Source organism: Terrabacter sp. 2RAF25 (assembly GCF_052115265.1).
Classification (GTDB): domain Bacteria; phylum Actinomycetota; class Actinomycetes; order Actinomycetales; family Dermatophilaceae; genus Terrabacter.
The window spans coordinates 200,600-214,838 of the sequence record NZ_JBFRGJ010000004.1; the positions used below are offsets into that span (position 1 = coordinate 200,600).

Annotated in this window: 8 protein-coding genes and 1 pseudogene; 7 read left to right on the forward strand and 2 right to left on the reverse strand. The window is 68.2% G+C overall.

Going from position 1 to position 14,239, the window contains the following annotated elements; genetic code table 11:
• Positions 1-107: 107 nt before the first annotated feature.
• On the reverse strand, positions 108-779 hold the full coding sequence (locus AB4091_RS12800) for a Rieske 2Fe-2S domain-containing protein (protein WP_442292126.1): 672 nt from the start codon (positions 777-779) through the stop codon (positions 108-110).
• Positions 776-3,904 (reverse strand): excinuclease ABC subunit UvrA, encoded by a 3,129-nt coding sequence (gene uvrA, locus AB4091_RS12805; RefSeq protein WP_442292303.1) that lies wholly within the window; start codon positions 3,902-3,904, stop codon positions 776-778. The genes AB4091_RS12800 and uvrA overlap by 4 nt, the downstream gene beginning before the upstream one ends.
• A gap of 107 nt (positions 3,905-4,011) precedes the next feature.
• On the opposite strand from uvrA, the pseudogene AB4091_RS12810 reads away from it, so the two are divergent.
• The 7 genes and pseudogenes from AB4091_RS12810 (at position 4,012) to AB4091_RS12840 (ending at position 14,159) form a co-directional block, all read left to right on the forward strand.
• Positions 4,012-5,861 (forward strand): annotated as a pseudogene (locus tag AB4091_RS12810) (glycoside hydrolase family 15 protein).
• Positions 5,858-6,559, forward strand: coding sequence for a maleylpyruvate isomerase family mycothiol-dependent enzyme (locus tag AB4091_RS12815; protein ID WP_442292127.1), 702 nt, complete (start codon positions 5,858-5,860; stop codon positions 6,557-6,559). The pseudogene AB4091_RS12810 and the gene AB4091_RS12815 overlap by 4 nt, the downstream one beginning before the upstream one ends.
• A 1-nt stretch (position 6,560) precedes the next feature.
• Positions 6,561-7,238 (forward strand): MBL fold metallo-hydrolase, encoded by a 678-nt coding sequence (locus AB4091_RS12820; RefSeq protein WP_442292128.1) that lies wholly within the window; start codon positions 6,561-6,563, stop codon positions 7,236-7,238.
• Positions 7,239-7,449: 211 nt separating this feature from the next.
• On the forward strand, positions 7,450-10,212 hold the full coding sequence (locus tag AB4091_RS12825) for a type I restriction endonuclease subunit R (protein WP_442292129.1): 2,763 nt from the start codon (positions 7,450-7,452) through the stop codon (positions 10,210-10,212).
• Positions 10,212-11,480, forward strand: a complete 1,269-nt coding sequence (locus tag AB4091_RS12830; RefSeq protein WP_442292304.1) for a restriction endonuclease subunit S — start codon at positions 10,212-10,214, stop codon at positions 11,478-11,480. Before AB4091_RS12825 ends, AB4091_RS12830 begins: the two co-directional genes overlap by 1 nt.
• A gap of 67 nt (positions 11,481-11,547) precedes the next feature.
• Positions 11,548-13,041 (forward strand): type I restriction-modification system subunit M, encoded by a 1,494-nt coding sequence (locus AB4091_RS12835; RefSeq protein ID WP_442292130.1) that lies wholly within the window; start codon positions 11,548-11,550, stop codon positions 13,039-13,041.
• 506 nt (positions 13,042-13,547) lie between these two features.
• Entirely contained in the window at positions 13,548-14,159 is a 612-nt protein-coding gene (locus tag AB4091_RS12840) for a hypothetical protein (RefSeq protein ID WP_442292131.1), read from the forward strand.
• The last annotated feature ends 80 nt before the right edge of the window (positions 14,160-14,239 follow it).

Sequence of the window (14,239 nt, forward strand, 5' to 3'; positions counted from 1 at the left end):
CCGCCCGGACGCCGCCGTCCGCAGCGCCGGGACGACTGCGGGGACAGCTCGTCGCAACGCACGCGAGAAGTGTGCGCCGCCGACGGCGAGCTGCTCATGGAACCGGGTCAGGCGACGGTGAAGGTGTTTCCGGTGACGGTGACCTGCTTGGCGGTCAGGGGGCTCTTCGCCTGGCTGTCGGGCGTCGGCTCGCCCGTCGAGAGGTCGAAGTGGCTCTGGTGGCAGGGGCAGACGATCTGGTTGTCCGCCACGGAGCTCACGGCACAGCCCTGGTGGGGACAGGTGGTGTCGAAGGCCTTGAAGGTGCCGGCCACCGGCTGCGTGACGACCGTCCGGGTGTCGGGGAAGAACTTCGCGCCCCCCACGGGCACCTCAGACGACGGCGTGCCGCCGCCGGACGGCGCGGACGAGGCGCTGCTCGAGGACTGGCCCGTCGAGCTGGGGACGGGCGGGCTGCTGCAGGCGGCAAGCGCACCGGCGCCGGCCACGACCCCGGCGACCTTGAGGACGCCGCGCCGGTCGGTCAGCCGGGTCTCCAGACGGTCGCCCCGCCCGGTGGGCTCGCTCGTGGACTCGCTGTTGGGCTCGCTGTTGGGCTCGCTGTTGGGCTCGCTGTTGGGCTCGCTGTTGGGCTCGCTGTTGGGCTCGCTGTTGGGCTCGCTGTTGGGCTCGCTGCCGGGCTCGCTCGCGGGCTTGTCGTGGGACTCGAGGGGGCCGTCGTGCTGGGTGGCGACGGTGCTGGGCTGCTCGGCGGTGCGTGAGTGCGTGCGCTGCGTCATGCGTTCCTCTTCCGTGTGGTGGGGGAGGTCCTCGTCTTGCTCACGGTGGTGCTGGGCGTGCTCTTCTTCGCGGCCGCGGTGGTGGCGCCTCCCCTGGTGCGACCCGTGGTGCGGCCGGCGGCCTTCAGTTTCGACGCGCCGGCTGTGGCTGAGCCGTCAGCTCGCTGTGAGCCCTGCGTCGCCTTCTTCTTCGTGCCGGACGCGGCACGGCCACGTGCCGTGCTCCTCGTCGTCGTGCGGGCGGTGCGGTCGAGGATCGGCCGGAGGAAGCGGCCGGTGTGGCTGGCTGCCACGTCGGCGACGTCCTCGGGAGTCCCCTCGGCGATGACCGTGCCGCCGCCGGAGCCGCCTTCGGGGCCCATGTCGATGATCCAGTCGGCGTTCTTGATGACGTCGAGGTTGTGCTCGATGACGATGACGGTGTTTCCCTTGTCGACGAGCCCCTGCAGCACGTCGAGAAGCTTCTTGATGTCCTCGAAGTGCAGCCCGGTGGTCGGTTCGTCGAGGACGTAGATGGTGCGCCCGGTCGAACGCTTCTGCAGCTCGCTCGCGAGCTTGACGCGCTGCGCCTCACCGCCGGAGAGAGTTGGTGCCGGCTGGCCGAGCCGCACGTAGCCGAGGCCGACGTCGTTGAGCGTCTTGAGGTGGCGCGAGATCGCCGGGACCGCCTCGAAGAAGCTGGCGGCCTCCTCGATCGGCATGTCGAGCACGTCGGCGATCGTCTTGCCCTTGAAGTGGACCTCGAGGGTCTCGCGGTTGTAGCGGGCCCCGTGGCAGACCTCGCACGGCACGTAGACGTCGGGCAGGAAGTTCATCTCGATCTTGATGGTGCCGTCGCCGGAGCAGGCGTCGCAGCGCCCGCCCTTGACGTTGAAGGAGAAGCGTCCGGGCTGGTAGCCGCGAATCTTCGCCTCCGTCGTCTCGGCGAAGAGCTTGCGCATGTTGTCGAAGACGCCGGTGTAGGTGGCTGGGTTCGACCGGGGCGTGCGCCCGATCGGGCTCTGGTCGACGTGCACGACCTTGTCGAGCTGGTCGAGGCCGGTGACCGTCTTGTGCCGACCGGGCACGTGCCGGGCGCCGTTGAGCTTGTTGGCGAGCACGTTGTACAGGATGTCGTTGACGAGCGTCGACTTGCCCGAGCCGGACACCCCGGTCACGGCGACGAGGTTGCCGAGAGGGAAGTTGACCGAGACGTTCTGCAGGTTGTTCTCGCGGGCGCCGGTGACGGTCAGCTGCCGCCCGTCATGGCCGCGTCGCACGTCGGGGGTCGGGATCTCGCGGCGGCCGGAGAGGTACATGCCGGTGAGCGAGTCGGGGTGCTCGAGCAGTCCCTTGACCGGACCGGAGTGCACGACGTGCCCGCCGTGCTCGCCGGCGCCGGGGCCGATGTCGACGACCCAGTCGGCGGTGGCGATGGTGTCCTCGTCGTGCTCGACGACGATGAGGGTGTTGCCGAGGTCGCGCAGGCGCGTCAGGGTCTCGATGAGGCGGTGGTTGTCGCGCTGGTGCAGACCGATGGACGGCTCGTCGAGCACGTAGAGCACACCGACGAGACCCGAGCCGATCTGGGTCGCGAGCCTGATGCGCTGGGCCTCGCCACCGGAGAGGGTGCCGGCCGGACGGTCGAGCGAGAGGTAGTCGAGGCCGACGTCGAGCAGGAAGCCGAGCCGCGCGTCGATCTCCTTGATGACCCGCTCGGCGATCTGCTTCTCGCGGGCCGTGAAGTCGACGGTGTCGAGGAAGCCGGCCGCCTCGTTGATCGCCAGGCCACAGACCTCGGAGATGTTCTTGCCCCCGACGAGCACGGCGAGGGACTCGGGCTTGAGGCGGGCGCCCTTGCAGACGGGGCACGGCACCTCGCGCATGAAGCCCTCGTAGCGGTCGCGGCTCCAGTCGGAGTCGGTCTCGGAGTGGCGGCGCTTGATGAACGGGACGACGCCCTCGAAGCCGGTGGTGTAGGAACGGTCGCGGCCGTAGCGGTTCTTGTACTTGACGTGGACCTTGTAGTTCTGGCCGTGGAGCAGCGCCTCCTTGGCGCGCGCCGGAAGCGCTCGCCAGGGGACGTCCACCGAGAACTTCATGTCTTCGGCGAGAGCGCCCATGACGCGCTGGAAGTACTCGGCGGAGCCGGAACCCTGGGCCCAGGGGGCGATGGCTCCCTCGGCGAGGGTGAGGTCGTCGTCGGGAACGACGAGCTCGGGGTCCACCTCCAGCTCGGTGCCGATGCCGGTGCACTCGGGGCAGGCGCCGAACGGCGAGTTGAACGAGAACGACCGCGGCTGGATCTCGTCCATGCCCAGGGGGTGGTTGTTGGGGCACGCCATCTTCTCGGAGTAGCGACGCTCGCGCTCCTTGTCCTTGGCGTCCCGGTCGACGAAGTCGATGATGACGACGCCGCCGGCGAGGCCGAGTGCGGTCTCCACCGAGTCGGTGAGGCGGCGCTTGGAGCCGCTGTCGTCGCCCTTGGCCACGAGGCGGTCGACGACCACCTCGATGGTGTGCTTCTTCTGCTTCTCGAGCTTGGGCGCCTCGGTGAGCGAGACCACCTCACCGTCGACTCGGGCGCGGGAGAAGCCCTTGGTCTGCAGCTCGGCGAAGAGGTCGACGAACTCGCCCTTGCGGCCCTGCACCACCGGGGCGAGCACCTGGAAGCGGGTGCGGTCCTCGAGGGTGAGCAGCTGGTCGACGATCTGCTGCGGCGACTGGCGGGTCACCGGCTCGCCACAGACCGGGCAGTGCGGGCGCCCGGCGCGGGCGAAGAGCAGTCGGAGGTAGTCGTAGACCTCGGTGATGGTGCCGACCGTCGACCGGGGGTTGCGGTTGGTCGACTTCTGGTCGATCGACACCGCGGGCGAGAGCCCCTCGATGAAGTCGACGTCGGGCTTGTCCATCTGGCCCAGGAACTGCCGGGCGTACGCCGACAGCGACTCGACGTAGCGCCGCTGGCCCTCCGCGAAGATCGTGTCGAACGCGAGGCTCGACTTGCCCGACCCCGAGAGCCCGGTGAAGACGATCAGGCTGTCGCGGGGCAGGTCGACCGACACGTCGCGGAGGTTGTGCTCGCGAGCGCCGCGGACGACGAGGGAGTGGGCGTTGCCGGTGGGCGTAACAGTCACGCGCAACATGCTAGGTGCGGTCACCGACAGTCCTCGTATCGGCGGTCCAGGGTTGGACGCGCCGGCCCCCGGCGGGCCCCGCACGCCCGACCCGGCCGAGCGGCATACTCGCACTCATGAGCGCGCACGAGCCGACCCCGATCGAGGACTATGCGGTGCTCGGCGACCTCGGCACGGCCGCGCTCGTCAGCCGGCGCGGCTCGATCGACTGGTTGTGCCTGCCCCGGTTCGACTCGCGCGCGTGCTTCTCGGCGCTGCTCGGCACCCCCGAGCACGGGCGGTGGCTCATCACGCCCGTCGACGAGGACGCCGTGACGACGCGCCGCTACGTCGGCGACTCGTTCGTGCTCGAGACGATCCACGAGACGTCGACGGGACGGGTCAGGGTCACCGACGTCATGCCGCTGGGCGACGGCCGCTCCGACGTGCTGCGCCGCATCGAGGGGCTCGAGGGCACCGTCCGGATGGTCCACGAGTGGACGGTCCGCTTCAACTACGGCCGCACCCGCCCGTGGGTCGCGCGCCACTCCGACGACCGCGAGGGCCGCACCGACGAGATCATCACCGCCATCGCCGGACCCGACATGCTGGTGCTCCGCGGCGCGCGCCTCCCGCATGCGCGCGACGGCCATCACGTCGACGAGTTCGACGTGATGGCCGGTGACGTCATGACGTTCTCGACGACGTGGTTCCGCAGTCACGAGCCGATCCCGCCGCCCCTCAGCGTGCGCGCCCGCATCGCCGAGACCATCGCGCTGAGCGAGGAGTACGCCTCCCGCAGCCACTACAAGGGGGCGTATGCCGCCGCCGTGACCCGTTCGCTGCTGGTGCTGCGAGGCCTGACGCACCAGTCCACCGGAGGCATCGTGGCCGCCGCGACGACGTCCCTGCCCGAGAGGATCGGTGGCGAGCGCAACTGGGACTACCGGTTCTGCTGGCTCCGCGACGCGGCCCTGACGCTCGAGGCACTGCTCGGGTGCGGCTACATGGAGGAGACCGAGCTCTGGCGGGCGTGGCTGCTGCGTGCCGTGGCGGGCGACCCCGAGGACATGCAGATCATGTACCCGTCGACGGCGGACGAGACCTTCCCGAGCGCGTCCTGCACCACCTTCCCGGGTATGCCGGGTCGGCCCCGGTGCGCGTCGGCAACGCCGCCGTCGACCAGCGCCAGACCGACGTGCTCGGCGAGGTGATGATCTCCCTCGACCACGCACGCCGGCGCGGGCTCGAGGAGAACGACGACTCCTGGCACCTGCAGCGCGCCCTCGTCAACCACCTCGCGAAGCACTGGCAGGAGGCCGACAACGGGCTGTGGGAGATCCGCGGTCCGCTCCGTCACTTCACGCACTCACGGGCCATGGTGTGGGCCGCCTTCGACCGGGCCGTCCGGGCCGTGGAGCAGCAGGGTCTCGAAGGTCCGGTCGACCAGTGGCGCGAGCTGCGCGACCAGGTGCGCGACGAGGTCATGACCAAGGGCTTCGACGCCGACCGGGGCACCTTCGTCCAGCACTACGACACGACCGAGGTCGACGCGTCGCTGCTCACCCTGTCGTCGATCGGCTTCGTCGACGGCGACGACCCGCGCATGCTCGGCACGATCGCAGCGGTCGAGCGGGACCTGCTGCGCGACGGCCTCGTCATGCGCTACCGCACCGAGACCGACGTCGACGGCCTGCCGGGCGACGAGCACCCGTTCCTCGCCTGCTCGTTCTGGCTGGTCACGGCATACGCCAAGGCGGGTATGACCGCGAAGGCGACCGAGCTGATGGACCGGCTCGTCGGCCTGGCCAACGACGTGGGCCTGCTGTCGGAGGAGTACGACCCCGTGAACCAGCGCATGGTGGGCAACTTCCCCCAGGCGTTCTCGCACCTGACCCTCGTCGGTGCCGCCCTGGCACTGGAGACGGCGACGGGCGAGCCGTCCGACAGCGCGACCGAGAAGCAACCCGGGAGGGCAACGGTATGAAGCACGGTGAAGTGACCCCCGACCTCGTGGCGGCCGAGACCGATCGGGTCGTGGCCACGGCGGCCTCCTTCCGCAACGAGGCGGTGCTCGCGCCGTCGCTCTGCGAGGGCTGGTCACGCGGGCACGTGCTCGCCCACCTCGCCCGCAACGCCGACGCCCTCGCCCGCGTCTGCGACGTCGCCCTGACCGGCACGGCGAACACCATGTACGACACGACCGAGTCGCGTGACGCCGACATCGCCGCCGGCGCGCGCCGGTCCGCCGACGAGCAGGCCACCGACATCCGCGACTCGGCGGCACGCCTCGCCGAGAGGCTCGCGGCCCTGCGGCCCGAGCACGGCGAGGTGCGTGTCGAGCGCACCCCGGGCGGCTTCCCGGTGCCGGTCGGGATGGTGCCGTTCATGCGGCTGCGCGAGCTCGTCTACCACCACGTCGACCTCGACGCCGGCTTCACCTTCGCGAAGGCGCCCGACGAGGTCGTCGCCCTCTTCCTGCGCGACGCCGCGAACCGGCTGTCCAAGGAGGACACTCCCCCGTCGCTGCGCATCGCGACGACCGAGGGTGACGCGTACGTCGTCGGTGACGGCGCCACGACCGTCTCCGGCTCCCGCGCAGCCGTGCTCATGTGGCTGGCCCGCGGCCACACCGACGAGGTCGATTTCGACGGCCCCGTCCCGACCCTTCCCTTCGGAGGCTGACATGACCGACCGCACAGACGACACGTACTCGGGTCACGTCGAACCGGGCGGCGCGCCCGCGGTCCGCGAGCTGTCCGGACTGACCGTCCGCAAGCAGTCCGTGGGCACGATGGACAACAACGCGTACCTGCTCACCTGCCGCGCGACCGGCGCACAGCTGCTCATCGACGCGGCGGCCGAGCCGTCACGGCTGCTCGAGCTCGTGGCGGCGGGTGGCGGAGGCCTCGACACCGTGGTGACCACGCACCGGCACCACGACCATGTCGGCGCGCTCGCCGAGGTGGTCGAGGCCACCGGCGCCCGCACGGTGGCCGGCGCCGACGACGCCGACGCGCTGCCCGTCCCCGTCGACGTGCGCGTCGGGCAGGGCGACACGGTCACCGTCGGCGACGTGACACTCGAGGTCGTGCACCTGCGCGGGCACACACCGGGCTCGATCGCGCTGGCCTACGCCGACCCCGAGGGGCACACGCACCTCTTCACCGGCGACAGCCTCTTCCCCGGTGGCGCAGGACGGACAACAAATCGAGATGACTTCACGTCCTTGATGAACGACCTCGACTCGCGCATCTTCGCGCACTACGACGACGACACATGGTTCTATCCCGGGCACGGCGACGACTCGACCCTCGGCGCCGAGCGGTCGCACCTAGGCGAGTGGCGCGCCCGGGGCTGGTGACCGCACGCACGGTAGCCGCGAACGTGCAAGGATTTTCGACGGATTCCCGCGTGCCCTACCTTGGGCCACCGCGGGGCCACGTACCGGCTCTAAGTTGCACTCGCTGGCCTTCTCTAGGCCATCGACCGACCATGCCGGTTCGGCGTGACGGCAAACGATGGGCAAGCGATATGTCCGTTCTAGTCACGGTCTGCTGGCTATGGTGACGGCCATGGGGGAACTTGACGCAGAGGCGAGGCTCGCGGCGGAGCAGCGCGCTCGGGTGGTCATCGACCGCCAGTTGACCGACGCGGGCTGGTCGGTCCAGGACAAGAAGAACCTCAACCTGTTCGCCACCCAGGGCATCGCCTGCCGCGAGGTCGTCATGAAGGCCGGCCACGGGCGCGCCGACTACGTCCTTTACGTCGACAGGAAGGCCGTCGGGGTCATTGAGGCCAAGCCCGAGGGTACCGCCCTGTCGGGGGTCGAGTGGCAGTCCGGGATGTACGCCGAGGGCCTGCCAGCGGACGTGCGCCTTCGCGCGGTGACGACCGAGGGACGGCTCCCGTTCGTCTTCGAGGCCAGCGGCACCGAGACCCACTTCACGAACGGCTACGACCCGGACGCCCGGGCCCGACGGCTGTTCAACTTCCCCAAGGCCAGCACGCTCGCGAAGATCCTGCGCGACGCAGACGCGGAGCCGGACCAGCCGACCTGGCGAGCCAAGGTCCGCCACCTCCCCGAACTCGACACCACACCGCTCCGTCCGGCCCAGATCACCGCCATCACCGGCATCGAGAACAGCCTGGCCAGCCAGCAGCACGACCGGTCGCTGGTGCAGATGGCCACCGGCGCCGGAAAGACCTTCACCGCCGTGACCGCCGCCTACCGGCTGCTGCGCTACGGCGGGTTCCAGCGGATCCTCTTCCTGGTCGACCGGAACAACCTTGCCGAGCAGACCCTCGCCGAGTTTCAGAACTACCGCACGCCCGGCGACGGACGCCGCTTCACGGAGATCTACGGCGTCGACAAGCTGTCCTCGGCCGGCATGCTCGGCTCCTCCAGCGTCGTGGTCTCCACCATCCAGCGCGTCTTCAAGGCCCTCAAGAACGAAGAGGTGACCATCGGCGACGACCCCGGCCTCGACGACTACGTCCCCGACGCCCCGGTCACCGTCGCCTACAACCCGGCCATGCCCCCAGAGACGTTCGACCTGGTCATCGTCGACGAGGCCCACCGCTCCATCTACGGGGTGTGGCGCGGCGTCCTCGAGTACTTTGACGCCCACGTCGTCGGGCTCACCGCCACCCCAGGCAAGCAGACCTTCGCGTTCTTCCGCCAGAACCTCGTCTCCGAGTACACCTACCCGCAGTCCGTCGCCGACCGGGTCAACGTCGACTTCGACCTCTACCGGATCCGCACCGAGATCTCCGAGAAGGGCGGCAAGATCGACGCCGGCCTCTTCGTGCCCAAGGTCGACCGCCGCACCCGCAAGGAACGCCTCGAGCAGCTCGAAGAGGACTACGAGTACACCCACAAGCAGCTCGACCGGGCGGTCACCGCCAAGTCCCAGATCCGTCTCGTCCTCGAGACCTTCCGCGACCGACTGTTCACGGACATCTTCCCCGGCCGCTCCACCGTCCCCAAGACGCTCATCTTCGCCAAGGACGACGCGCACGCCGAAGAGATCGTCACCACCGTCCGGGAAGTCTTCGGCAAGGGCAACGACTTCGCCGCCAAGATCACCTACGCCGCCCGCGACCCCAAGGGACAGCTGCAGGCCTTCCGTACCTCACCGTCACTGCGGATCGCGGTCACCGTCGACATGATCGCCACCGGCACCGACGTCAAACCCCTCGAGTGCGTCTTCTTCATGCGTGACGTGCGCTCCGCACAGTACTTCGAGCAGATGAAAGGCCGCGGCGCCCGCACCATCGCCCCCGCGGACTTCCAGTCCGTCACCCCCGACGCCACCGCCAAGACCCGGTTCGTCATCGTCGACGCCGTGGGCGTCACCGAACACGAGTTCGTCGATCCGCCTCTCAACCGGGACAAGGGCGTCCCGCTCAAGAAGCTGCTCAACAAGGCCGCAGCGCTGTCCCTCACCGAGGACGAGACCGCCACCCTCGCCTCCCGCCTCGCCAAGCTCGAGCTCGAGCTGACCCCGGAGGAGCGAGCCGAGCTCGACGACGTCGCCGGAGCACCCGTGCGCGACATCGTCCGGGGCCTGGTCGACGCCGTCGACCCCGACACCCAGGCCCACGTCGTGCAGAACGCCACCGATCCTGCTGCTGCTATCCAGGACCTCCTCGACGACGCGATCAAACCGCTCGCCGCCAACCCCGAACTGAGAGCCCGCATCCTCGAGCTGCGCGCCACACATGACCGGGTCATCGACGAGGTCAACCAGGACACGCTCATCGACGCCCACGGAGTCGTCGACACCACCAGGGCCCGCTCCATCGTCGAGTCCTGGACCGCATACCTGACCGAGCACCGCGACGAGATCACCGCCATCCAGCTCGCCACCGAGGCCAAGGAGCGCCGCATCGCGTTCGCGGACATCCAGGAGCTCGCAGACCGGATCTCCCGTCCCCCGCACAACTGGACCACCGACCTCATCTGGGATGCGTATGCCGCCGTCGACGTCGATCGGGTCCGTCACAGCGACCACCACACCCTGACTGATCTCGTGTCTCTGCTTCGCTATACGGTCGGGGTCGACCACGAGCTCGTCCCCTACGCCGACCACGTGCGTGAGCGGTACGCAGCGTGGCTCGCGCAGCAGCAACGGGCCGGGACGGCCTTCAGTCCGATCGAAAGGTGGTGGCTCGACCGCATGGTCGAAGTGATCGCATCCTCCGCCGGCATCACCGCCGACGACCTCGACCAAGCACCCTTCACCGACAAGGGCGGCATCGACGGCGCCCTGCGCGACCTCGGCGACCGCGCGGGCGACCTGCTCGACAAGCTCAACACTGAGCTCACAGCGTGATGTGGCCGATCGTCGCACTCGAGGACCTGGCCGCCCCCTTCAAGGGCTCGATCACCGATGGTCCCTTCGGATCAAACCTGGCTAGACAGCACTACCGGGATTTCGGTCCAAGGGTGGTCAGGCTCCAGAACATCGGAGACGGCAACTTCATTGACAACCCGGCGCACATCGCTTGGGAGCACTTCGACAAGCTAAGCAAGCACGAGGTCGTCGCTGGTGATCTACTCATTGCCTCGTTGGGCGACGCCCTTCCCCGCGCCTGCCTTGCGCCCTCATGGTTAGGTCCAGCGATCGTCAAGGCTGACTGCATCCGAGTTCGTCTGAGGGCGGAGGTTGATCCGCGTTGGGTCAAGTACTCGATGCAGAGACCAGCCGCGCGAAAGTGGGCCGATGAGCGCCTACATGGCGTAGGACGTATGCGTCTCGGTCTCAAGGGCATTCGTGAGATCCCCGTCCCCCTGCCTCCCTTGCCGGAACAGCGGAGGATCGTCGACATCCTCGAAGACCACCTCTCCCGCCTCGATGCCGCAGATGCGGAATTTCGCCGCCAGATGGCGCGCATTGAGGCACTTCGCGTATCAGCGATCAGGCGGGCTACTTCGGCCGATGGGGTGGACGCGATACCGCTTGGCGAATTGCTGACGCGTTCTATCGGCGGACTTTGGGGTAGCACGAGCGGCACCGACGAGATGGACGTTCGCGTCATCCGTGTTACCGAGTTGAAACGTCATGGGGAGTTGAACGCCTCCACTGCGGCGACCCGATCGGTGACGCGAAAGCAGTTCGAGGGCCGCGCCCTCCAGCCGGGTGATCTGCTTCTGGAGAAGTCTGGCGGCGGACCGAAGACACCAGTAGGGCGCGTCGGACTAGTTCGAATGCTCGAGCAACCCTCGATCTGCGCCAATTTCATGCAGCTGATGAGACCCGATAGAGATCGCGTTGACCCGCGATACTTGCACCTTGCGCTCAACGCGTTCCATCAGTCAGGTGGCACAGCACCGATGCAGACTGCGTCGACCAACATCAGGAACATCAAGGCGAGCGAGTACATGCGAGTGCGGCTGCAAGTACCTGGCCTCAAGGAGCAGCAGGTGGCCCTGGCGGAGGTGGAACCTCTACTGGACGCCTGCAGCCAAATCGAAGGCGCGCTGTCCGTTGCCCGTCAGCGCGGGCAAGCGTTGAGGCGAGCACTACTTGCAGCAGCCTTCGAAGGAAAGCTGAGTAGCCGGCATATGCACCAAGAGGTCATCCCGGGAACTCAGGAATGATCTCGAGCAATCTTCAGCGCCTTCCGTCAAGCCACTTGCGAACCTGCCATAGAAACGACCACCTCATATGACTGACGCACGCCAGCTTGTCGACAAGCTGTGGTCCTACTGCGATGTCCTGCGCGATGACGGCGTCGGGGTCATCGAGTACACCGAGCAACTGACCTACCTTCTCTTCCTCAAGATGGCCCACGAGCGTGCCACCCGGAAGCTCAGGCCCGAGCAGATCGTCCCCGAGGAGTACTCGTGGCAGCGGCTGCTCGACGCCCAGGGCGACCAGCTGGAGTTCACCTACACGCGCATCTTGGTCGGTCTGGCACGTGAGCCTGGGGTGATCGGAACGATCTTCCGCAAGGCGCAGAACCGCATCCAGGACCCCGCCAAGCTCAAGCGGCTCATCGTGGACCTGATCGACAAGGAGAACTGGTCCCAGTCCGGTACGGACATCAAGGGCGATGCCTACGAGGAGCTTCTCTCCAAGGGTGCCTCGGACAAGGGTTCCGGTGCCGGGCAGTACTTCACCCCTCGTGCGCTGATCCAGGCCATCGTCGACGTCGTTCGGCCCACCGTGGCGGACACTGTCGTCGACCCGGCCTGTGGCACCGCTGGGTTCCTCCTCGTTGCCCACGACCACGCCTCCCACGGTGCGGAGTCGATGACACCGACTGAGCGGGACAAGCTACGCGATGGCCTGGTGCGCGGCTACGAGCTCGTGGACGGCACTGCCCGCCTGGCCGCGATGAACCTGCTCCTACACGGCATGGGCACCGCGAACGGTGACTCCCTGATCGAGGTCCGTGACTCGCTCATCGCCGACCCCGGCCACCGGTGGTCCGTGGTCCTGTCGAACCCGCCGTTCGGGCGCAAGTCCTCTCTGACGATGGTCGGCGCTGACGGCCGCGAAGTTCGCGAGGACCGGGAGATCGAGCGTCAGGACTTCGTCGCCACGACGAGCAACAAGCAGCTCAATTTCGTCCAGCACATCATGACGATCCTCGACACGAACGGCCGCGCCGCCGTCGTCCTGCCCGACAACGTCCTCTTCGAGGGCGGCGCCGGCGAGACCATCCGCCGCAAGCTCCTGACCGACTTCAACCTGCACACGATGCTCCGTCTGCCAACCGGAATCTTCTACGCCCAAGGTGTCAAGGCCAACGTGCTCTTCTTCGACAAGAAGGTCGCTCGCCCCGGGCAGCCCTGGACCGAGAAGCTGTGGGTCTACGACCTGCGCACGAACATGCACTTCACACTCAAGCAGAACCCGCTCCGCCGGGCCGACCTCGGCGACTTCGTCGCCGCCTACCGGCCAGGTGCATCGACCGGCGAGAGGACGGAGTCGGAACGGTGGAAGGCCTTCACGTCCGACGAGATCATCGCTCGCGACAAGGCCAACCTCGACATCACGTGGCTGCGCGACGAGTCCCTCGAGGACCTTGACAACCTGCCGTCCCCGGACGTCATCGCCCGCGAGATCGTCGAAGACCTCACCGCAGCGCTGGCCGAGTTCGAGGCCGTGGCATCGGCACTCGAGGCTCAGCTCGACACCGCAGCCGAGAGGTAGGAGCCGGCCTCCCCAACACCGAAGCCTCGGCGCGGGGTCACCGCCAGCCGCCGCCGATACTTCACCCTTGTCGAGCGCCGGACGCCATCACCGCGTCCGGGTGTGACGATGGCGTCCGGGTATTACCGCAGGTCAGAGCGATCGTGGACGGGGTCGGACAGGGCAGGACGCCCTTGGGCAGACGCCGGCACTGGTTGTCCAGGTCGACAGTTCCGCGCGGGCGCAAGCCGTTTCAGCACGCGTCCTGACAGTCCTGCCGTCCCGAGGCGTCCCAAGCCGTCCACCCGGCCCTGACCTGCCAAGATGGCCGGACACCGTAGAGATCGCTAGACGTCTCGAAGGCGTCCGCCGCCCAGTCCTGGAGTTCGACCTCGACATCGTCGACACTGCTGGAACGGTCTGGAACGTGTTGACCTCAACGGCACCGGCGTCTCTCGTCGAGGTCACGAAGGCGCCCGGGCATCAGCCAGTGTCGGTCCTCGCGGAGACGCTTGCCCATGTGAGACGTGTCGGGCATACGTGGTGCGCTGCTGGAGGTCTTCTGGTTGACGAGCGTGCTGTCGCATCTCGCTGCTAGCCTCACGCCTCACGGACGTGGACCGCCCGCAGCACTGACCTGGATGGTGGCACATCGTGCTCTACCGACTGACCCCACCGCGCACCTGGAGTGGGCCGACTTTCCGGCCGGTACCGGAACGTTCGAGACCGCGGTCGAGCACGGCGCCGACTTCGACTGGCTGGAGTGGCAGCGCACGGAGCAGCGGGTCTTCAGCCTTGACCTTCTCCGCATCGCGCTGCGCCATGGGGCCAACACCGGCAACGGCGTCATGCTGAGCGCGATCTACACCGTGGACATTGGTCGTGCCGATGAGTTTCGCGTCGGCCAGCAACAGGGCGATGAGCTCCATGCGCGGCTGCGGGGGCAGAACGGTGCGCAGATGGAGTCCCTGGTCCCGGGCTCGGCCGCCGCAGGCGAAGAGCTTGACGCGCGGGTCCGGGCCAGCAGTGAGAAGGTGGCGTGCGAGGCCGAGGCTGACCTGGCCAAGGTGTTGGCCGCGCCGGTCAACCCCGCACTGGCACAGCACTGGTTGCAGCTCAGTGGCCAGCTTCCCGACTGAACCGCGGGCGGCAGACGAGCCTGGGGACCAGCAGGACCTTCCGGAGCTCCAGCACTTCCGGGCACGTCTGGACCGTGCTG

Excerpts from the sequence above, each read along its gene's own strand:
- AB4091_RS12835 (WP_442292130.1), top strand. The coding sequence starts at position 11,548 with ATGACTGACGCACGCCAGCTTGTCGACAAGCTGTGGTCCTACTGCGAT.
- AB4091_RS12800 (WP_442292126.1), bottom strand. The coding sequence starts at position 779 with ATGACGCAGCGCACGCACTCACGCACCGCCGAGCAGCCCAGCACCGTC.
- AB4091_RS12830 (WP_442292304.1), top strand. The coding sequence starts at position 10,212 with ATGTGGCCGATCGTCGCACTCGAGGACCTGGCCGCCCCCTTCAAGGGC.
- AB4091_RS12825 (WP_442292129.1), top strand. The coding sequence starts at position 7,450 with ATGGGGGAACTTGACGCAGAGGCGAGGCTCGCGGCGGAGCAGCGCGCT.
- uvrA (WP_442292303.1), bottom strand. The coding sequence starts at position 3,904 with ATGTTGCGCGTGACTGTTACGCCCACCGGCAACGCCCACTCCCTCGTC.
- AB4091_RS12815 (WP_442292127.1), top strand. The coding sequence starts at position 5,858 with ATGAAGCACGGTGAAGTGACCCCCGACCTCGTGGCGGCCGAGACCGAT.
- AB4091_RS12820 (WP_442292128.1), top strand. The coding sequence starts at position 6,561 with ATGACCGACCGCACAGACGACACGTACTCGGGTCACGTCGAACCGGGC.